Source organism: Pseudomonas sp. GW821-FHT02B10, from assembly GCF_059421865.1.
In genome coordinates this window covers 34544-53180 of record NZ_JBWKVU010000006.1, presented here as the reverse complement: position 1 = coordinate 53180, position 18637 = coordinate 34544, and the positions used below count along the sequence as shown (strand labels likewise).

The window sequence follows — 18637 nt, the reverse complement described above, 5'->3', positions numbered from 1 at the left end:
CGAAGCCGCGTATTATGCCTAAATTGCGCCAAAATGCACGGATCATCCGACCATGACTATGTTTCTTGATGAATTTGTACAGGCCCCGGGCCTGCGTTATTTGAATCACGCAGCTGTCGCCCCCTGGCCGAATCGGGCCGCCGAAGCCGTGGCGCGCTTCGCCAAAGAGAACGTTTTGCTGGGCGCACGGGACTATCCGGACTGGATGGCCCTTGAACAACGCCTGCGCGAACGCTTGATGCGCCTGCTAAATGCACCGTCAACGGATGACATCGCGCTGGTCAAAAATACTTCGGAGGCGCTGTCATTCGTCGCCTTTGGTCTGCCTTGGGAACAAGGTGACCAGATCGTCATCAGCGACGAGGAATTCCCCTCCAACCGCGTCGTCTGGGAAGCCCTGACCAGCCAGGGTGTGGAAGTGCTGCAGGTCGGCCTCAAGGGCGACGATCCGGAAGGCGCTCTGCTGGCCGCCTGCGGGCCGCGCACCCGGCTGATGGCGATCAGCGCGGTGCAGTTCGCCAGCGGCCTGCGCCTGGACCTGCAGCGCCTGGGCGCCGGCTGCAAACAACAGAACGTGCTGTTCTGCATCGACGCCATCCAGCAACTGGGCGCCCAACCCTTCGATGTCCAGGCCTATCAATGCGACTTCGCCATGGCCGACGGCCACAAATGGATGCTCGGGCCTGAAGGCCTCGGTGTGTTCTATTGCCGCAGCGAGCTGCGCGCGCAGCTCAAGCTCCATGAGTTCGGCTGGCACATGCTGGAACACATGGGCGATTACAGCCGCAGCGCATGGGAACCGGCCAAGAGCGCGCGGCGCTTCGAGTGCGGCAGCCCGAACATGCTCGGCGCCATGGCCCTGGAAGCAAGCCTGTCGTTATTGGAAGAAGTGGGCATGGAACACGTGGCGACCTTGATCGCCGAACGGGTCCAGTGGCTCCAGGATGGCCTGAATGCTATCCCCGGCGTACGCCTGCACACCCCGCTCAACCCCGCCCGACGCGGCGGAATTTTTTCGTTCAGTATCGATGGCATCGATAATCAGGCAGTTCATGAGGCGCTGCAACAGCAGCAGGTGGTGTGTATTCCCCGTGGCCCCGGGGTTAGACTTTCACCGCATTTCTATACCGAAAAGCGCGTAATCGACGAGACTCTCGCCATTGTGGCTGACATCGCCCGGCAATGAGAACTCAAGCGAAGCGCTCGTATTCCAAATTTGTTTAAGAAACGAGCAAGGCCAACTGGACTGAATTCAATAGTGATCAATACTTGAAATGTCGGCGTGACATCTCCCCCAAGTGAAGCGCCGATGAAGGTACCAAGGGATGGTGTGCCTTTGTTTTACTCCTAATGGTCTTAACCCGGATTCACCCCCCAGAACCCGGGTTTTTTTTGCCTGCGATTCAGCCCTTGACGTGCGCCAGCGGGAACAGACGCTTGAAGTTCTCGGTGGTCTGTTCGGCAAAACGCTCGTAGGGCTCCCCACGCAGCATGGCCAGGAACTCGGCGACTTCACGCACGTACTGCGGCAGGTTGGGCTTGCCGCGATAAGGAATCGGCGCCAGGTACGGCGAATCGGTTTCCACCAGCAAACGGTCGGCCGGCACCTGGCGCGCCACGTCCCGCAGTGCATCGGCATTGCGGAAAGTGACAATCCCGGACAGGGAAATGTAGAAACCCAGGTCCAGCGCGGCCTTGGCCATGTCCCAGTCTTCGGTGAAGCAGTGCAGGACCCCGGCTTGCGGCAACGCCGCTTCGCGCAGCAGAGTCAGGGTATCGGCGCGCGCGCCACGGGTGTGGACGATCACCGGCTTGCCGGTCTGCTGGGCGGCTTGCAGGTGCAGGCGGAAGGATTCCTGCTGCAACTGCGCGGCTTCCGGCTCGTAGTGGTAATCCAGGCCGGTCTCGCCGATGGCCACCACCCGCGGGTGATTCAACTCCCGCAGCAGCCAGTCGAGGGCTGGCGCGGCGCCAGGCTGGACATCCAGGGGATGGACACCCACCGAGCAATCGACGTCGTCATAACGCTCAGCCAAAGCCTTGACGTCGGCCGCATTGTCGGCGCTGACGCCAATGCACAGGAAATGCCCGACACCGCGCTGACGAGCCGCGTCCAGGGCGGCATCCAGGGAGCCGTCATGGGCGGCGAGATCGAGGCGATCGAGGTGACAATGGGAATCTACAAGCATAAGAAGCGACAACCACATTCGGTCAATGAACAGGCCGGCCCGAGCGGCAGCCGGAGATTCGGTTTATTTCCAGACGCCACCGTCAGTTGCGGCCAGGCAGTGCGGCCCACTGCACCAGCAAGGCTTCGAGCAACAGCACCCGATTGAGGTTGGCCTTGTTCAACACCTTCTGGCGCTGCGCAAGGATCCAGTCCTGGATCTCCAGAACCTTGGCCTGGGAGGACTTCTGCGCGAGGTACTGCACCACTTTGCGCATATCGGCCAATCCCAGCCCATCCTCGTCCTGCGTCAGCTGATAACGCAGGATCAGGCTCGACCAGTCGCAAAACCAGTCGAACAGCAGTAGCAAGGGTATCGCATTCCAGCCTTCGGCCAGTTGGGTCGGCGATTGCTGCTGCTTGAGCAACTTCTTCACCCCGTCGACCACCTGCGCCCGCTGCTCGCGCGCGCCCTGGGCTTGCAGGCTGACAGCCGCCAGGGGCGAACCGGCCGCCAGGGTCAACAGCTCGACCCGCTCCTCTTCCGAGCAGTCCGGCAGGGCCTTGCTCAGCCATTGCAGGCTCATGGCCTCACTGGGCAGAGGACAGGCCTGCTGCACGCAGCGACTCTTGATGGTCGGCAACAAACGGCTCGGCTGGTGGCTGACCAGCAGCAACACCGTATCGCCGGACGGCTCTTCGAGGCTTTTCAGCAGCGCGTTGGAAGCGTTGATGTTCATCGACTCCACCGGCTCGATCAGCACCACCTTGCGCCCGCCCAATTGCGCAGTCTGCACCACGAAGCTGACCAGCTCGCGCACCTGGTCAACCTTGATCGCCTTGTCCGCTTCCTCCGGCTCCAGCACGTAGTTGTCCGGATGGCTGCCGGCCTGCAGCAGCAAGCACGACTTGCATTGCCCGCAGGCATCCAGTCCGGCCGGACGCTGGCACAGCAGACGCGCCATCAGGCGCTCGGCCAGCGCACGCTTGCCGATGCCCGCCGGGCCATGGAGCAGATAGGCGTGGGCATGCTGCGCTCGGCCCGCCAGCTGCTGCCAGAGTTCGTCCTGCCAGGGAAAGGCCTCAGCCACGGTGCAGCTCCAGCAATTTCGGCAACAGGGCGTCCAGTGCTTGCTGGACCTGGGACAGCGGCTGCGCCGCATCCACCAACAGGTAACGCGCCGGATCGGCTGCCGCGCGCTTCAGGTATGCCTGGCGTACCGCATCGAAGAATACCCGACCTTCCAGCTCGAAACGGTCCAGACGGCCACGGGCACTGGCGCGGGCCAGACCCACTTCGACCGGCAGGTCGAACACCAGGGTCAGGTCGGGTCGCAGCTCACCCTGAACGAACTGCTCCAGGGTCGCGATGCGCTCCACGGACAAACCACGACCACCGCCCTGATAGGCGTAGGTGGAATCGGTAAAACGGTCGCACAACACCACCGCGCCACGGGCCAGCGCCGGACGAATCACCTCGGCCAGATGCTGGGCGCGCGCGGCGAACACCAGCAACAGCTCGGTATCGGGATTCATGACCTCGTCGCCAGGGGTCAGCAGCACCTCGCGGATCCGCTCGGCCAAGGGCGTACCGCCCGGCTCGCGAGTCAGCAACACCTCGATGCCAGCGGCGCGCAGGCGCTCGGCCAGGTATTCGCGGTTGGTGCTCTTACCCGCGCCTTCCGGGCCTTCCAGAGTAATAAACAAGCCAGTCACAGGCAGTCCTTAATCAAAGTCATTGCGGGCTTTTCGGCTCGGGCTCGACGGGAGTTTCGAGCGGTGCTTGCGGCGGTACTTCCGGGCTCACTTGGGGAGCCTCCTGAGAAGGCTCTTCAGGGGACGCCTGCGGAACCGCCTCGGGCGCTGTATCGGGTGACGCCGCCGGAGTCGACTCCGGAGCTTCGGAAGCCGCCGGGCTGCCCGCCGGTGTCGGGCTGGAACGATAATCGGCGCGACGCTTGAGCTGGAACTCGCGCACGGCATTGTTATGCGCATCCAGATCGTCGGAGAACACATGGCTGCCATCGCCACGCGCCACGAAATACAGACTGCTGCCCGGCACCGGGTTGAGCGCGGCATGGATCGCCTCGCGACCGACCATGGCGATCGGCGTCGGCGGCAAGCCACTGATCACGTAGGTGTTGTAGGGGGTCGCTTCCTTCAGCAGGGCGCGGGTCAACTTACCGTTGTAACGCTCGCCCAGACCATAGATCACCGTCGGATCGGTTTGCAGCAACATACCCACCTGCATGCGGCGCACGAATACCCCGGCAATCTGTCCGCGCTCCTGGGCCACTCCGGTTTCCTTCTCCACCAGCGAGGCCATGATCAGCGCCTGATAAGGCTCGGTATAAGGCACATCGGCCGAGCGCTTGTTCCATTCCTTGGCCAGCACCTCGTCCAGGCGGCTGTAGGCTTTTTCCAGCAGCTCGACATCGGTCATCCCACGTACGAAACGGTAGGTATCGGGAAAGAACCGGCCTTCGGGGAAAACGCCACCATGACCGAGTTTTTCCATGACTTCACTGTCACTCAACCCATTCAGGGTCTGCTCGAGCTTGTCATGCTTGGCCAACGCCGCGCGCACCTGACGGAAGGTCCAGCCTTCCACCAGGGTCAGGCTGTACTGCACCACTTCACCACGCTGCCAGACCCCGATCAGGCCATGCGCGGTCATCCCTGGGGTCATGCGGTATTCGCCGCTGTGCAGTGGCTGTCCTTCCATGTTGAAGCGCCAGTACAGGCGCAGCCAGAACGCGTCCTTGAGAACGCCATTGGCTTCCATACGGTTGAAGGTACCGCCTGGCGTCGAGCCGGCCGGCACGTCGAGCAATTGCTCTTGGGTCAGGTTGAGAGGCTGCTCCAGCGCCGAGTTCAACTTCCAGGCCGAGGCGCCCAGCGCCAGACCTGCCAGAACCAGTCCGGTCTCCAGCAGAAGCAATAGTTTACGTCTCACAAATCAGGCATCCAGTAGCGTGCGGGCAATGCGTTGCAGTTTACGGGTGAGCGGTCCGGCCGACCAGCGCAGTGCGCCACAGGCAAGCACCGGCCAAATGCCATAGACACTGTTGCAGACAAAGACCTCGTCGGCCTGTTGCAACTGTTCGAGACTGATGTCGGCGATTTCCGTGGGGATAGCCAAGGACGCGGCCTGAAACAATATTTCAGCGCGCATCACTCCGGCGACCCCGCAACGGCTCAGATCGGCCGTGAACAAGGCACCGTCGCGCACCAGGAACAGATTGCTGAACACGCCCTCGATCACCCGCCCGGAAACGTCGAGCATCAGGCCTTCGGCATGCTCGCCGTCCTGCCACTCGGAACGGGCAAGAACCTGCTCCAGTCGGTTGAGGTGCTTAAGGCCGGCGAGCAAGGGCTGCTCGGACAGGCGGGTGGTGCAAGGGAACAGTCGAACCCCCTGCTCGGCATACGCCGCCGGATAAGCGGCCGGCGCATTACCCTGGAGGATTCGCCGCGGCTGCGCCCGCGGATCGGCGGCATAACCGCGCTGGCTGTCACCCCGGGTGAGGATCAGCTTGAGCACGCCCTCCCCCAGCAGCGAGGCGTAGGCGGTGAGCTCGCTGCGGATCAACGCCTGATCGACAGCGATGGCCAGGCGCGAACAGCCCTCGGCCAGGCGCAGCAGGTGCCGCTTCAGCAACAAGGGCTGGCCCGCCTTCACCGCGATGGTCTCGAACAGACCATCGCCATAAGCCAGGCCACGGTCCTTGAGCGACAGTACGTCAGCCGGCTGACCGTCGACCCAGCTGTCCATCAGCCGGCGAACCGGCGGAACACCAGGGAGCCGTTGGTACCGCCGAACCCGAAGGAGTTGGACAGCACCACGTCGATGTCCATGTTGCGCGCGGTGTGCGGCACGAAATCCAGGTCGCAACCTTCGTCCGGCTCATCGAGGTTGATGGTCGGTGGCGCTGCCTGGCTGTTGATCGCCAGCACACTGAAGATGGCCTCGATGGCACCCGCGGCACCCAGCAGATGGCCGGTCATGGACTTGGTGGAGCTGATCGCCAGCTTGTAGGCGTGATCGCCGAACACACTCTTGATCGCCTCGGCTTCCGCCAGGTCACCGGCAGGTGTCGAAGTACCGTGGGCATTGATGTACTGCACCTGCTCGACGTTCAGCTTGGCGTCACGCAGCGCATTGGCAATGCAACGCGCCGCGCCGGCGCCATCGGCGGGTGGCGAAGTCATGTGGTAGGCATCGCCGCTCATGCCAAAACCGATCAGTTCGGCATAGATGGTCGCGCCACGGGCCTTGGCATGCTCCAGCTCTTCGAGCACCAGCGCGCCGGCACCGTCGGACAGCACGAAGCCATCACGCCCCTTGTCCCAAGGACGGCTGGCACGGGTTGGCTCGTCATTGCGGGTCGACAGTGCGCGGGATGCGCCAAAGCCGCCCATGCCCAGGCCGCAGGCGGCCATTTCAGCGCCACCGGCGATCATCACGTCAGCTTCGCCAAAGGCAATATTGCGGGCCGCCATGCCAATGCAGTGGGTACCTGTGGTGCAGGCCGTGGAAATGGCGTAGTTCGGCCCCTGGGCACCCAGATGGATGGACAGGAATCCGGAAATCATATTGATGATCGAGCCAGGCACGAAGAACGGAGAAATTCGACGCGGGCCGGAATCATGCAGCGTACGGCTGGTTTCCTCGATATTGGTCAAACCGCCAATACCCGAGCCCATGGCAACGCCGATTCGCTCGCGGTTGGCATCGGTCACTTCCAGGCCGGCATTACGCACTGCCTGAAAACCGGCCGCCAAGCCGTATTGAATGAACAGGTCGAGCTTGCGGGCCTCTTTGACCGACAGGTATTCCTCGACATTGAAGCCCTTTACCGAGCCGCCAAAACGGGTGGAATAGGCAGAAAGGTCGGTGTGTTCGATCAGACCAATGCCACTGCGGCCAGCCAGAATGCCCTGCCAGCTGCTCGGAACATCCGTACCCAGTGGCGACAACATACCCATACCGGTGACTACGACGCGTCTACGCGACACAGCACTCTCCTTTTTTCTAATGACGACACTTTGCATCAGGCCTAAAGAAAAAACCGCACGCCGTAACGGCAGTGCGGTTTTTCCATGACAGCAAAAGACGACTAAATACGATTAGGCCTGGTGGCTGGTAACGTAGTCGATAGCTGCTTGAACGGTAGTGATCTTTTCAGCTTCTTCGTCAGGGATTTCGGTCTCGAATTCCTCTTCCAGAGCCATCACCAGCTCAACGGTGTCAAGGGAGTCGGCACCCAGGTCTTCAACGAAGGAAGCGGTGTTAACAACTTCTTCTTCTTTAACGCCCAGTTGCTCAGCAACGATTTTCTTGACGCGCTCTTCGATGGTGCTCATACCTTGTTTTCACTCCTAATGGACAAATTCAGGCAGCTGGCCAGTGGGTAAGTGTATAGAAAGGCTTTTCAGCTTTTCAACTGAAAGCTTCACTCCTCAAACCCTTTGGCCACCTGCCTATAAATTGATTGCAGCTTTATAACGGATTTTAGACAGCTCGTATGACATTTTTTTGAAGCAATCCGTCACATTTAACTCACATGTACATCCCGCCGTTCACCGGGATTGTAGCCCCGGTCACGTATGCCGCACCGTCGGATGCAAGAAAAGCGACCACTTGCGCGATCTCTTGAGCCTGCCCCAGACGACCCAGCGGAATTTGTGTTTGCAGCGCTTCACGCTGCGCTTCAGGCAAGTCGCGGGTCATGTCGGTATCGATGAAACCCGGAGTCACCGAATTCACGGTAACCGACCGCGAGCCGACCTCACGCGCCAGAGCACGGCTGAAACCTTCCAGACCGGCCTTGGCGGTGGCGTAGTTTACTTGGCCAGCGTTGCCCATGGCACCCACCACCGAACCGATACTGATGATTCGACCCCAGCGAGCCTTGGTCATGCCGCGCAGAACGCCCTTGGACAGGCGATACAGGCTGTTCAGATTGGTATCGATCACGTCGTACCACTCGTCGTCTTTCATGCGCATCATCAGGTTGTCACGGGTAATACCGGCGTTGTTCACCAGGATCGCCGGCGCGCCGAACTGCTCCTGAATACTGGCCAGTACGGCAGCAACGGACTCGTCGCTGGTGACATTGAGTTCAAGGCCAGTGCCTTGAATGCCGTTTTCCTTCAACGTGGCAGCAATAGCCTCGGCGCCCGAAGCGGAGGTTGCGGTACCCACAACGATCGCGCCCAGGCGACCCAGCTCAAGCGCGATGGCCTGGCCAATACCGCGGCTGGCGCCGGTAACCAATGCAACTTTACCTTGCAGACTCATGCAGGCTTCTCCTAATTCAGACCAACGCTGCGCGAGCGGCAGCGAAGGCATCTGGGGTGTTCAGGTTAGAGGTCGATACGCCTTCGGCGCAGCGCTTGTTGAGACCCGCCAGGACCTTGCCCGGACCGCACTCGACCAGCTGGGTAGCGCCCTTGGCGGCCAGGGTCTGCACCGACTCCACCCAACGCACCGGCTTGTACAGCTGCTCCAGCAGGTCGCGCTTGAGGGTTTCGAGATCCGGCGCCACATCAGCGCTGACGTTCTGTACCAACGGAATCTGTGGCGCCTGCCAGTTGATGGCGGCAATCGACTCGGCGAAACGCTCGGCAGCCGGACGCATCAGCTCGCAGTGTGATGGCACGCTGACGGGCAATGGCATGGCGCGCTTGGCGCCACGCGCCTTGCAACCCTCGATGGCGCGCTCGACAGCAGCCTTGGCGCCGGCGATCACCACCTGGCCCGGGGAGTTGAAATTGACCGCGCTGACCACTTCGCCTTGTGCGGCTTCGGCACAAGCGGCCAGCACATCGGCATCTTCCAGGCCGAGAATCGCCGCCATGCCGCCCTGCCCTGCAGGAACGGCTTCTTGCATCAACTGGCCGCGACGCTCTACCAGCTTCACGGCTTCGCCCAGAGTCAGGCTGCCAGCGGCAACCAGCGCGCTGTATTCACCCAGGCTGTGGCCGGCAACGAATGCCGGGCGCGCCCCGCCTTCCGCCAGCCATAGACGCCACAGGGCGATAGAGGCGGTCAGAATGGCCGGCTGGGTTTTGTCGGTTTGATTGAGCAGCTCTTCGGGACCCTCTTGGGTCAAGGCCCAGAGATCGTAGCCCAGAGCATCGGAAGCTTCTTTGAAGGTTTCGAGGATCAACGGGTACTGCGCGCCCAACTCGGCCAACATGCCGAGGGACTGCGAGCCCTGTCCAGGAAAGACGAATGCGAGGGATGCAGACATGTAACAAGCCCCTAATGATCTTGTCGTCGGAGAATTGACGCCCCACCGTGGTGGACGCAAGAAACTGAGAGTTGGATGGCCAATTGAACTGAGCGGTCACATTTAAGCATTTCCGAGTGCAAACGCCTAAAGCAACAGATCTTCGAGCCGCCCATGCAGGCGCTCCGGGAGGTTTTCCTGGATCTCGATCAACGCCCGTTGAATCGCACTCTGGAAACCCTGAACCCCTGCCGAACCGTGGCTTTTCACGACTATTCCCTGCAAGCCGAGAAAACTCGCACCATTGTGTCGCGCCGGCGCCAGATCGGCCTGCAGACGCCGCATCAGCGGCAGCGCCAGAGCACCGACCACACGGGAAACCGCGTTTTGCTTGAACAGGGATTCGATACGCGCGGCAATCATGGTCGCCAGCCCCTCGCTGGACTTGAGCAGGATATTGCCGACAAAACCGTCGCACACCACCACGTCCGCCTCGCCGCGATACAACCCGTCGCCCTCGACAAAACCGATGTAATTCAGACCCCGGGCATTCTGCAGCAGGCTAGCTGCCAGCTTGACCTGCTGATTGCCCTTGATGTCTTCAGTACCGATATTGAGCAACGCCACTCGCGGACGAACGACCCCCAGCGTCTCGGCTGCCACCGAGCCCATGACCGCGAACTGAAACAGGTGCTCGGCGCTGCAATCGACGTTTGCCCCCAGATCCAGCAGTTGGCAATAGCCGCGCTGGGTTGGAATAGCCGCCACCATCGCCGGACGATCGATGCCCGGAAGGGTTTTCAACACATAACGCGACAACGCCATCAGCGCACCGGTATTGCCGGCGCTGACACAGGCCTGGGCCTTGCCATCACGCAGCAGCTCTAACGCCACCCGCATGGAGGAGTCCGGCTTGCCACGCAGAGCCTGGGAAGGTTTTTCATCCATGCCAATGACCTCTGCGGCGGGCACAACCGTCAGGCGCGCGCGATCCACAGCCGAATGACCGGAAATCAGTTCTTCTAGAAGGAAAGGTTGACCGACAAGGGCCAGGTGCAGCGAGGGGGTGACAGACAGGCAAGCAAGGCTGGCCTGAACAATGCTGCGGGGACCGAAGTCCCCGCCCATTGCGTCAATCGCGATGACTTGAGCGGACAAGGATTACTCGTCAGCGCCCTTGTCGATCACTTTACGACCACGGTATACGCCTTCTGGCGATACGTGGTGACGCAGGTGAACTTCACCAGTGGTCTTTTCTACGGACAGGGTGCTAGCCTCGAGAGCGTCGTGCGAACGACGCATGTCACGGGCAGAGCGGGATTTTTTGTTCTGCTGAACAGCCATAATTGATTAACTCCTAAACGTTTGGGTCACGCTTTAACTGCGCCAATACACTGAACGGGTTGGACCGCGTTACCTCGTCCTCGCTCGGTTCGGGCTCATCGAGACCCGCCGGCTGCTGGCATTCTTCCGGATGATGAGCAGGCACGATGGGCAAGGCGAGCAAAAGCTCCTCCTCGATCAAAGCCTGCAGATCCAAAGGATCTTCGCCCAGTTCCAGCACGTCATAACCTTTCGGCAACGACTGGGTATTCGCACCCTCCTTCACCACAGCGTAACTGCATTCGCTGTGGATCGGCAGGGTGACCAGCTCAAGACAACGCTGGCAAACCATTTTGACTTCAGTGTCGATAAAGCTGTGGATCACCACAGATTTACGTTCATCTCGTTCAAAAACGAATTTAGCCTGCACCGTACCGACATCGTCGGAAAGCGGGTCGCAGAGTCTCTTCAAATCGGCCAGCAGCAGTTCACCTTGAAGGGTGGTGCCACGGTCAGCCAATTTGCGCGGGTCAACGTGAGGTGGAATCGGGTCATTCAACATAGGCGCAGCATTATAGGGATGCCCCCGGCCATGTCAAAGGAAATTCAGCCCTGTCCGTCACTTGCAAGCCCCGCTAGAATTCGCGGCCAGCCTCAGGAGATGCGCATGCTGCCTTTATTACTTGCCTCAAGCTCGGCCTACCGGCGCGAATTGCTCACCCGCCTGCGCCTGCCATTTACCTGCAGTTCTCCAGATATCGACGAAAGCCACCGCCCCGGGGAATCCGCCAGCGGCCTGGTCAAGCGCCTCGCCGAAGAGAAAGCCCGAGCACTGGCCGCCACCCACCCGGGACACTTGATCATTGGCTCGGACCAGGTCGCGGTGCTCGGCGAGCGCATCATCGGCAAGCCCCACACATTCGAAAAGGCGCGCGAGCAATTGCTCGCCGCCAGCGGCGCCAGCGTGACCTTTCTCACCGGCCTGGCCCTGCTCAACAGCAAGAGCGGCCACTGCCAGGTCGACTGCATACCCTTCACCGTGCATATGCGCGAGCTGAGCCCTGCCCGCATCGAACGCTACCTGCACGCCGAACAGCCTTATGACTGTGCCGGCAGCTTCAAGGCCGAGGGCCTGGGCATCAGCCTGTTCCGCAGCACCGAGGGCAGCGACGCCAGCAGCCTGATCGGCCTGCCGCTGATCCGCCTGGTAGACATGCTGCTCGCCGAAAGCGTGGAAATCCCCTGACCACCCACACTAAAAAAGCCGGCCCATAGGGCCGGCTCTTTTTTAAAACAGCGCAATCAACGCAGTGTCGGCCCCTGAAAGCCCATCCACATGGCCAGATGCTCGGCAACACTGGCGCCCAGCTTTTTCGAGAAGCGATCGAAAGGCGACTCCTGCACGGTGAAATCCACCAACTCCTTCTCGCCGACCACATCCCGGGCAACCGAGCTGGCACTCCCCAGCCCATCGATCAAGCCCAGTTGCAGCGCCTGCTCGCCGGACCAGACCAGGCCGGAGAACAGCTCCGGATGATCCTTGTCCTTGAGACGCTCGCCACGCCCCTGCTTGACGCTGGCGATGAACTGGCGATGAGTGGTATCCAGCACCCCCTGCCAGAACTGGGTTTCCTCGGGCTTCTGCGGCTGGAACGGATCCAGGAACGACTTGTGCTCACCCGAGGTGTAGGTACGACGCTCCACACCCAGCTTCTCCATGGTGCCGACGAAACCATAACCGGCCGCCGTAACCCCAATGGAACCGACCAGGCTCGCCTTGTCGGCATAAATCTGATCGGCAGCGCTGGCAATGTAGTAGGCGCCGGAAGCCCCCAGGTCGGAAATCACTGCATACACCTTGATATCCGGATGCAAGCCACGCAGGCGACGGATTTCGTCATAGACATAACCCGACTGCACCGGGCTACCGCCAGGACTGTTGATACGCAGCACAATGCCTTTGACCTTCGAGTCCTCGAAAGCCGCACGCAAGCCGGTCACGATGTTGTCGGCGCTCGCCGACTCCTTGTCCGCGATCACGCCCGTCACCTCGATCAACGCCGTGTAACCGCCCCCGCGGGTGGCGGTTTTTTCCATATCCATCAACGGCGTAAACAGCGCCAGGGCCACAAGCAGATAAACAAAGGTCAGGAGCTTGAAGAAAATCCCCCAGCGCCGCGAACGCCGCTGCTCTTGCACACCGGCCAGCAGGGTCTTTTCCAGCAGCTTCCAGCTCTTGTCGTCAGCACTGTCGGCAGCCGATTTACTCGGCGCTTTCCATTCGTCGCTCATGCTTTTACCCCAAAAGACTCAATTGCCCCGCTGGCCGAGCCAGGCATGCAATTGAGGAAAACTATCGATAGACAGGCGCGGCTCGTAAGCCTGCAAGGCCTCCAGCGATTGCGCGCCATAACCGACCGCAACCGATGCCATGCCTGCGTTACGCGCCATCAGCAGGTCGAAAGAGGAATCCCCGACCATCAACGCCTGCTCGGGGCGCACCTCGCAATGAGCCAGGATCTGCTCGAGCATCAACGGATGAGGCTTGCTCGCGGTTTCGTCGGCAGCGCGGGTGATGTCGAAATAATCTTCCCAGCCATGCGCCTTCAACACCCGATCCAGGCCACGCCGCGCCTTACCGGTCGCGACCGCCAGATGATATCCCTCGCGCCGGAAAGCTTCGAGAGACTGCACCACTCCGGCGAACAACGGAGAAGGCTCAGACTCGAGAGCGATGTAGTGATCGGCATAGTGCTGACGAAAATCTACCAGCTCGGCATCGCTGATGTGCGGATACAGCGTGCGGATCGCCTCCGGCAATCCCAGGCCGATAATGCCCTTGACCGCAAAATCGTCGCACCGGGCAAACCCCGAGCGATCAGAGGCCACATGCATGGCCTCGACTATCCGACCAATGGAGTCTGCCAGGGTGCCGTCCCAATCAAAGATCAGCAGTTTGTAATCAGGGTGCACTCAGGCGCTCCACGGTCTTGGCCCACATTTCATCCACCGGCGCCTGCAATTTCAGCTCGCCGCCATCGGGCAACGGCACGGTCAGCATGTAGGCATGCAGAAACAGGCGCTTACCGCCCAGGTCGCGGATTTCCTTGGTGAAATCGTCATCGCCATACTTGCTGTCGCCGGCAATGCAATGCCCGGCATGCAGGGTATGCACACGGATCTGGTGAGTACGACCGGTCACCGGCTTGGCTTCGACCATGGTGGCGAAGTCACCGAAGCGGCGCAGCACCTTGAACACGGTCAAGGCCTCCTTGCCCTCTTCATTCACTTCGACCATGCGCTCGCCGGAACGCAGGTTGCTCTTGAGCAGCGGTGCACGGACCTGCTTGATCGAGGTCGCCCAGTTGCCGCGCACCAGCGCCATGTAGCGCTTGTCGACACCATCGCCGCGCAAGGCTTCATGCAAATGACGCAGCATGCTGCGTTTCTTGGCGATCATCAGCAGGCCGGAAGTATCGCGGTCGAGGCGATGGACCAGCTCCAGCTCCTTGGCGTCCGGACGCAACTGACGAAAGGCTTCGATCACCCCGAAATTCAGACCGCTGCCGCCATGCACAGCGATGCCGGCGGGCTTGTTGATCACGATCAGGGCTTTGTCTTCATAGACAATCGAAGCCTCCAGGCGCTGCAACAACCCCTGCGCCACGGGCACAGGTTCGTCACGCTCCGGCACGCGCACCGGCGGCACGCGCACGATATCGCCCGCCTGCAGCTTGTATTCGGGCTTGATCCGGCCCTTGTTCACCCGCACTTCGCCTTTGCGCAAAATGCGGTAAATCAAGGTCTTGGGCACGCCTTTGAGCCGAGCGAGGAGGAAATTGTCGATTCGTTGGCCGGCATATTCCGGCGAGACCTCAAGCAGTTGAACGCCTGGGGTCGAGGGGGCAGTAGTCGTCATGGCGCAAATGATAACAATTTTTTATGGAATTGAAGCACTTAATGATTACTGCTATAGTCGCGAACGCCGCCAAAAGCGGCCTGGACAGCGGACCAACGGCCAACAGCCGGCCCTGACCAACGCAATTCACCAGGATGCGAGGCCGTCCTACGGGGCTTTCGCTACGAACGGTGGAGTTTTGCAGTTGTAACAAGCGCAGGTGACATGAGGCCTGAAGCACGCCGAAAAGCAGAGTTTCCACTCGCCTTTCGAGCAAATATTCACGGCCAGTTCACAAAGTGCAGTCAGCTACGAACGAACCCGAGCGAGCGCTTCGGAAACACCGCCTAAATTAGCCATGATGCGTGAGTTCCCCTTTCGGAGCTCACGGTAAATGCCAACCCGCTGCGGATTCTGCGCGCGGCAGCACCCGAATTATCAGGGATACGTGTAGGGTGGAGATGCACAACCGTCGGACTGTGTAGCATTAGGCTTTATCAAGACGCTTCATCTCGTCCACAGTCGCCGGTTGATTCCTCCTCCTGATTGAGCTTTTGCTTAAGAGGTGCCTTTTGTCACCCCAGCAAGCAGGACGCGTGAGTCGCGAGTTCGCCCCAACTGGCCGGATTTCGCTAGACACTGGAGCGGCCAACCGCTCCTGACGCACCTGACACCGACCGTGAGAAGTCGTGTGTGCCGAACGCCGTTTCCGGCAGCCCGGAAACCGACGGTACTACATGAAAAGAATGCTGATTAACGCAACTCAACCCGAAGAGTTGCGTGTTGCACTGGTAGATGGCCAACGCCTCTACGACCTGGACATCGAATCCGGTGCACGCGAGCAGAAGAAGGCCAACATCTATAAAGGCCGTATCACTCGCATCGAACCAAGCCTCGAGGCTGCCTTTGTCGATTTCGGCTCTGAGCGCCACGGCTTCCTGCCCCTCAAAGAAATCTCCCGCGAATACTTCAAGAAAGCTCCCGAAGGCCGCGTCAATATCAAGGACGTCCTGAGCGAAGGCCAGGAAGTCATCGTTCAGGTCGAAAAAGAAGAACGTGGCAACAAGGGTGCAGCCCTGACCACCTTCATCAGCCTGGCCGGTCGTTACCTGGTGCTGATGCCGAACAACCCGCGTGCCGGTGGCATCTCCCGTCGCATCGAAGGCGAAGAGCGCAACGAACTGCGCGAAGCCTTGAACGGCCTGGTCGCCCCTGCCGACATGGGCCTGATCGTTCGCACTGCCGGCCTGGGCCGCAGCAGCGAAGAGATGCAGTGGGACCTCGACTACCTGCTGCAACTCTGGACCGCCATCAAAGAAGCCTCGCTGGACCGCGCAGCGCCTTTCCTGATCTACCAGGAAAGCAACGTGATCATCCGAGCCATCCGTGACTACCTGCGCCAGGACATCGGCGAAGTGCTGATCGACAGCGTTGAAGCCCAGGACGAAGCCCTGACCTTCATCCGCCAGGTGATGCCGCAGTACGCCAGCAAGATCAAGCTGTACGAAGACAGCGTTCCGCTGTTCAACCGTTTCCAGATCGAAAGCCAGATCGAAACCGCCTTCCAGCGCGTCGTCGAACTGCCTTCCGGCGGCTCCATCGTTATCGATCCGACCGAAGCCCTGGTGTCCATCGACATCAACTCGGCGCGCGCCACCAAAGGCAGCGACATCGAAGAAACCGCCCTGCAGACCAACCTGGAAGCAGCGGAAGAAATCGCTCGCCAGCTGCGCCTGCGTGACATCGGCGGCCTGATCGTCATCGACTTCATCGACATGACGCCGGCCAAGAACCAGCGCGCCGTGGAAGAGAAAGTCCGCGAATGCCTGGAAGCCGACCGCGCTCGCGTCCAGGTCGGTCGCATCTCGCGCTTCGGCCTGCTGGAAATGTCCCGCCAGCGCCTGCGTCCATCCCTCGGCGAAAGCAGCGGCATCGTCTGCCCCCGCTGCAACGGCACCGGCATCATCCGCGACGTCGAATCGCTGTCGCTGGCGATCCTGCGCCTGATCGAAGAAGAAGCCCTGAAAGACCGCACCGCCGAAGTTCGCGCCCAAGTGCCGATTCCGGTTGCTGCCTTCCTGCTCAACGAAAAACGTAATTCGATCACCAAGATCGAACTGCGCACCCGTGCTCGTATCGTCATTCTGCCGAACGACCATCTCGAAACGCCGCACTTCGAAGTCCAGCGTCTGCGTGATGACAGCCCGGAAGCCGGCATCAACCAGTCCAGCTACGAAATCGCCGCTGCCGCTGCCGAAGCCGAAGAAGTCCAGCCAGCCGCCGCGACCCGCACCCTGGTTCGCCAGGAAGCCGCCGTCAAGACCGCTCCAGCCCGCGCCAACGCACCGGTTCCAACCGAAGTGGCCGCCGCCCCGGTTGCCGCTCCGGCCGCCGTTGCCGAGCCAAGCCTGTTCAAGGGCCTGGTGAAATCCCTGGTCAGCCTGTTCGCCACCAAGGAAGAGCCAGCCGCTCCGATCATGGTTGAAAAGCCGGCCACCGAACGTCCTGCGCGCAACGAAGAACGCCGCAACGGTCGTCAGCAGAGCCGCAATCGCAACGGTCGCCGCGACGAAGAGCGCAAGCCACGCGAAGAACGCGCCCCTCGTGAAGAGCGCGCACCGCGCGAAGCCCGCGAAGAGCGTCAGCCACGCGAAGTCCGCGAGGCTCGCGAGGAAGTCCAGGCCACCGCTCGCGAAGAGCGCGCGCCACGTCCGCCACGGGAAGAGCGTCAACCACGCCCACCACGTGAAGACCGCAAGCCACGCGGCGAGCGTGAAGAACGCGTGCGTGAACTGCGTGAACCGCTGGACGCTGCTCCTGCCGCTGCCGCTGTCGCCGAAGAACGTCCGGCTCGTCAGCCACGCGAAGAGCGTCAACCGCGTCCACCGCGTGAAGAGCGCCAACCTCGCGCCGAACAGGCCGCTGCCGTAGCTGAAGAGGAGCTGCTGCCGAACGAAGAGCAACTGCAGGAAGACGGTCAGGAGAACGCCGAGGGCGATCGTCCACGCCGCCGCTCCCGTGGCCAGCGTCGTCGCAGCAACCGTCGTGAGCGTCAGCGTGACGCCAACGGCAATGTGATCGAAGGTTCGGAAGAAAACAGCGAAGAGCCAAGCAGCACCGATCTGGCCGCAGGCCTGGCGGTAACTGCTGCCGTTGCCAGCACCGTGATCAGCGCCCCGGCCGAAGCCCAGGCTCACGAGCAGGCCGAACGTGCCACCGCTGCCGTCCAGGAAGCTGCACCGATCGTCGAAGCACCGGTCGTCGAGGCCACCACTGCGGTAGAGATTCCAGCAGCACCTGCTGTCGAAGTCGCCCAGGTTCGTGAAGAACAGCACGAAGAACAGGCTGCGCAACCTGCAATTGTTGCAGAACAACCTGCAGTCGTTGCCGAGCCAGTGGTCGAAGCGCCAGTCGCCGAAGCACCAGCGGCAGAGCCAGCCCAGGAAGCGCCTCGTGCCTTCGAGCGTGCCGCCGAGGCGATCGTTGCCGAAGCGCCTGCACCAGTCGCAGAAGTTGTGGCTGAAACAGTCGTGGCTGCTGAACCTGTAGTTGCCGAGCCTGTGGCTGCCGCACCGGCAGCGCCGGTTGAGGCGCCTGCCGCCGAAGTGGCTGCACTGGTTGTCGAGGCCGCTCCGGTCAGCGCCCTGACCAGCACCGGTCGCGCGCCAAACGACCCACGTGAAGTGCGTCGTCGCAAGCGCGAAGCCGAGCGTCTGCAGAAGGAAGCCGAGCTGGCTGCCGCTGCCGCCGCTGAAGCTCCGGCAGAAGCCGTAGTGGCTGCCGAGCCTGCGCCGGTGGTTGCCGAGGCGTTCGAGGTAGCTCCTGCTGCCGAACCAGCCATCGAGCAACCTGCGCCTGCCGCCGACGAAGCCCCGCGCTCCGTCGAAGAAGTGGTAGAGCACAAGCCCAAGGCCCAGGAAGAAGAGCACGAGCCTAAACCCCTCGTCTGATTCCTAGCCCGATAAAAAGCCCCGCCTGGTCACCCAGGCGGGGCTTTTTTATGCCTGCAAT

The 18637-nt window shown here is 61.2% G+C and carries 18 protein-coding genes; 3 read left to right on the top strand and 15 right to left on the bottom strand.

Annotated elements, in window-relative coordinates:
* The first annotated feature begins 52 nt into the window (after positions 1–52).
* A complete protein-coding gene (locus tag AC07VU_RS15220) occupies positions 53–1186 on the top strand; it encodes an aminotransferase class V-fold PLP-dependent enzyme (protein WP_495030092.1) in 1134 nt (377 codons plus the stop codon).
* Positions 1187–1403: 217 nt separating this feature from the next.
* Here the strand turns inward: AC07VU_RS15220 and AC07VU_RS15215 are convergent, their stop codons facing one another.
* From AC07VU_RS15215 to AC07VU_RS15160, 12 genes are all read right to left on the bottom strand, one after another.
* On the bottom strand, positions 1404–2189 hold the full coding sequence (locus AC07VU_RS15215) for a TatD family hydrolase (RefSeq protein WP_277588180.1): 786 nt from the start codon (positions 2187–2189) through the stop codon (positions 1404–1406).
* Between the two features lie 82 nt (positions 2190–2271).
* Entirely contained in the window at positions 2272–3258 is a 987-nt protein-coding gene (locus AC07VU_RS15210; protein WP_053260209.1) for a DNA polymerase III subunit delta', read from the bottom strand.
* Positions 3251–3883: a dTMP kinase gene (gene tmk, locus AC07VU_RS15205; protein WP_007928062.1), complete on the bottom strand. Its 633-nt coding sequence runs from the start codon at positions 3881–3883 to the stop codon at positions 3251–3253. The genes AC07VU_RS15210 and tmk overlap by 8 nt, the downstream gene beginning before the upstream one ends.
* A gap of 19 nt (positions 3884–3902) precedes the next feature.
* The gene (gene mltG, locus AC07VU_RS15200; RefSeq protein ID WP_274305999.1) at positions 3903–5123 is read right to left on the bottom strand and encodes an endolytic transglycosylase MltG; all 1221 of its coding nucleotides are present in this window, start codon (positions 5121–5123) and stop codon (positions 3903–3905) included.
* 3 nt (positions 5124–5126) lie between these two features.
* The gene (gene pabC, locus AC07VU_RS15195) at positions 5127–5942 is read right to left on the bottom strand and encodes an aminodeoxychorismate lyase (protein WP_457275925.1); all 816 of its coding nucleotides are present in this window, start codon (positions 5940–5942) and stop codon (positions 5127–5129) included.
* Positions 5942–7186: a beta-ketoacyl-ACP synthase II gene (gene fabF / locus AC07VU_RS15190; RefSeq protein WP_007928055.1), complete on the bottom strand. Its 1245-nt coding sequence runs from the start codon at positions 7184–7186 to the stop codon at positions 5942–5944. The genes pabC and fabF overlap by 1 nt, the downstream gene beginning before the upstream one ends.
* Before the next feature lie 111 nt (positions 7187–7297).
* On the bottom strand, positions 7298–7534 hold the full coding sequence (acpP, locus tag AC07VU_RS15185) for an acyl carrier protein (protein ID WP_003175607.1): 237 nt from the start codon (positions 7532–7534) through the stop codon (positions 7298–7300).
* Positions 7535–7730: 196 nt separating this feature from the next.
* Positions 7731–8471, bottom strand: coding sequence for a 3-oxoacyl-ACP reductase FabG (gene fabG / locus AC07VU_RS15180; RefSeq protein WP_053260206.1), 741 nt, complete (start codon positions 8469–8471; stop codon positions 7731–7733).
* A gap of 16 nt (positions 8472–8487) precedes the next feature.
* Positions 8488–9426, bottom strand: a complete 939-nt coding sequence (gene fabD / locus AC07VU_RS15175; RefSeq protein WP_009047834.1) for an ACP S-malonyltransferase — start codon at positions 9424–9426, stop codon at positions 8488–8490.
* A gap of 126 nt (positions 9427–9552) precedes the next feature.
* The gene (gene plsX, locus AC07VU_RS15170) at positions 9553–10563 is read right to left on the bottom strand and encodes a phosphate acyltransferase PlsX (protein ID WP_457275924.1); all 1011 of its coding nucleotides are present in this window, start codon (positions 10561–10563) and stop codon (positions 9553–9555) included.
* 3 nt (positions 10564–10566) lie between these two features.
* A complete protein-coding gene (gene rpmF, locus AC07VU_RS15165) occupies positions 10567–10749 on the bottom strand; it encodes a 50S ribosomal protein L32 (RefSeq protein WP_003179396.1) in 183 nt (60 codons plus the stop codon).
* Positions 10750–10762: 13 nt separating this feature from the next.
* Positions 10763–11290 carry a YceD family protein gene (locus AC07VU_RS15160; RefSeq protein WP_007928051.1) on the bottom strand — a complete coding sequence of 176 codons (528 nt, stop codon included), beginning with the start codon at positions 11288–11290 and terminating at the stop codon, positions 10763–10765.
* 105 nt (positions 11291–11395) lie between these two features.
* On the opposite strand from AC07VU_RS15160, the gene AC07VU_RS15155 reads away from it, so the two are divergent.
* On the top strand, positions 11396–11974 hold the full coding sequence (locus tag AC07VU_RS15155; protein WP_087088753.1) for a Maf family protein: 579 nt from the start codon (positions 11396–11398) through the stop codon (positions 11972–11974).
* 56 nt (positions 11975–12030) lie between these two features.
* On the opposite strand, the gene sppA is transcribed toward AC07VU_RS15155, so the two are convergent.
* From sppA to rluC, 3 genes are read right to left on the bottom strand one after another with little or no spacing between them, the layout of a single operon-like run.
* Positions 12031–13020 (bottom strand): signal peptide peptidase SppA, encoded by a 990-nt coding sequence (gene sppA, locus AC07VU_RS15150; protein WP_277588175.1) that lies wholly within the window; start codon positions 13018–13020, stop codon positions 12031–12033.
* A gap of 18 nt (positions 13021–13038) precedes the next feature.
* Positions 13039–13701 (bottom strand): HAD-IA family hydrolase, encoded by a 663-nt coding sequence (locus AC07VU_RS15145; RefSeq protein WP_123412513.1) that lies wholly within the window; start codon positions 13699–13701, stop codon positions 13039–13041.
* Complete coding sequence (gene rluC, locus AC07VU_RS15140; protein ID WP_007928042.1) at positions 13691–14647, bottom strand: 23S rRNA pseudouridine(955/2504/2580) synthase RluC; 957 nt, start codon at positions 14645–14647, stop codon at positions 13691–13693. Before rluC ends, AC07VU_RS15145 begins: the two co-directional genes overlap by 11 nt.
* 716 nt (positions 14648–15363) lie before the next feature.
* Here rluC and rne point away from each other — a divergent pair.
* The gene (gene rne / locus AC07VU_RS15135) at positions 15364–18576 is read left to right on the top strand and encodes a ribonuclease E (protein ID WP_495030091.1); all 3213 of its coding nucleotides are present in this window, start codon (positions 15364–15366) and stop codon (positions 18574–18576) included.
* The last annotated feature ends 61 nt before the right edge of the window (positions 18577–18637 follow it).

Coding starts and splice junctions, on each gene's coding strand:
- AC07VU_RS15220 (WP_495030092.1), top strand. CDS start 53: ATGACTATGTTTCTTGATGAATTTGTACAGGCCCCGGGCCTGCGTTAT.
- AC07VU_RS15215 (WP_277588180.1), bottom strand. CDS start 2,189: ATGCTTGTAGATTCCCATTGTCACCTCGATCGCCTCGATCTCGCCGCC.
- pabC (WP_457275925.1), bottom strand. CDS start 5,942: ATGGACAGCTGGGTCGACGGTCAGCCGGCTGACGTACTGTCGCTCAAG.
- acpP (WP_003175607.1), bottom strand. CDS start 7,534: ATGAGCACCATCGAAGAGCGCGTCAAGAAAATCGTTGCTGAGCAACTG.
- fabG (WP_053260206.1), bottom strand. CDS start 8,471: ATGAGTCTGCAAGGTAAAGTTGCATTGGTTACCGGCGCCAGCCGCGGT.
- fabD (WP_009047834.1), bottom strand. CDS start 9,426: ATGTCTGCATCCCTCGCATTCGTCTTTCCTGGACAGGGCTCGCAGTCC.
- rpmF (WP_003179396.1), bottom strand. CDS start 10,749: ATGGCTGTTCAGCAGAACAAAAAATCCCGCTCTGCCCGTGACATGCGT.
- AC07VU_RS15160 (WP_007928051.1), bottom strand. CDS start 11,290: ATGTTGAATGACCCGATTCCACCTCACGTTGACCCGCGCAAATTGGCT.
- AC07VU_RS15155 (WP_087088753.1), top strand. CDS start 11,396: ATGCTGCCTTTATTACTTGCCTCAAGCTCGGCCTACCGGCGCGAATTG.
- sppA (WP_277588175.1), bottom strand. CDS start 13,020: ATGAGCGACGAATGGAAAGCGCCGAGTAAATCGGCTGCCGACAGTGCT.
- rluC (WP_007928042.1), bottom strand. CDS start 14,647: ATGACGACTACTGCCCCCTCGACCCCAGGCGTTCAACTGCTTGAGGTC.
- rne (WP_495030091.1), top strand. CDS start 15,364: ATGAAAAGAATGCTGATTAACGCAACTCAACCCGAAGAGTTGCGTGTT.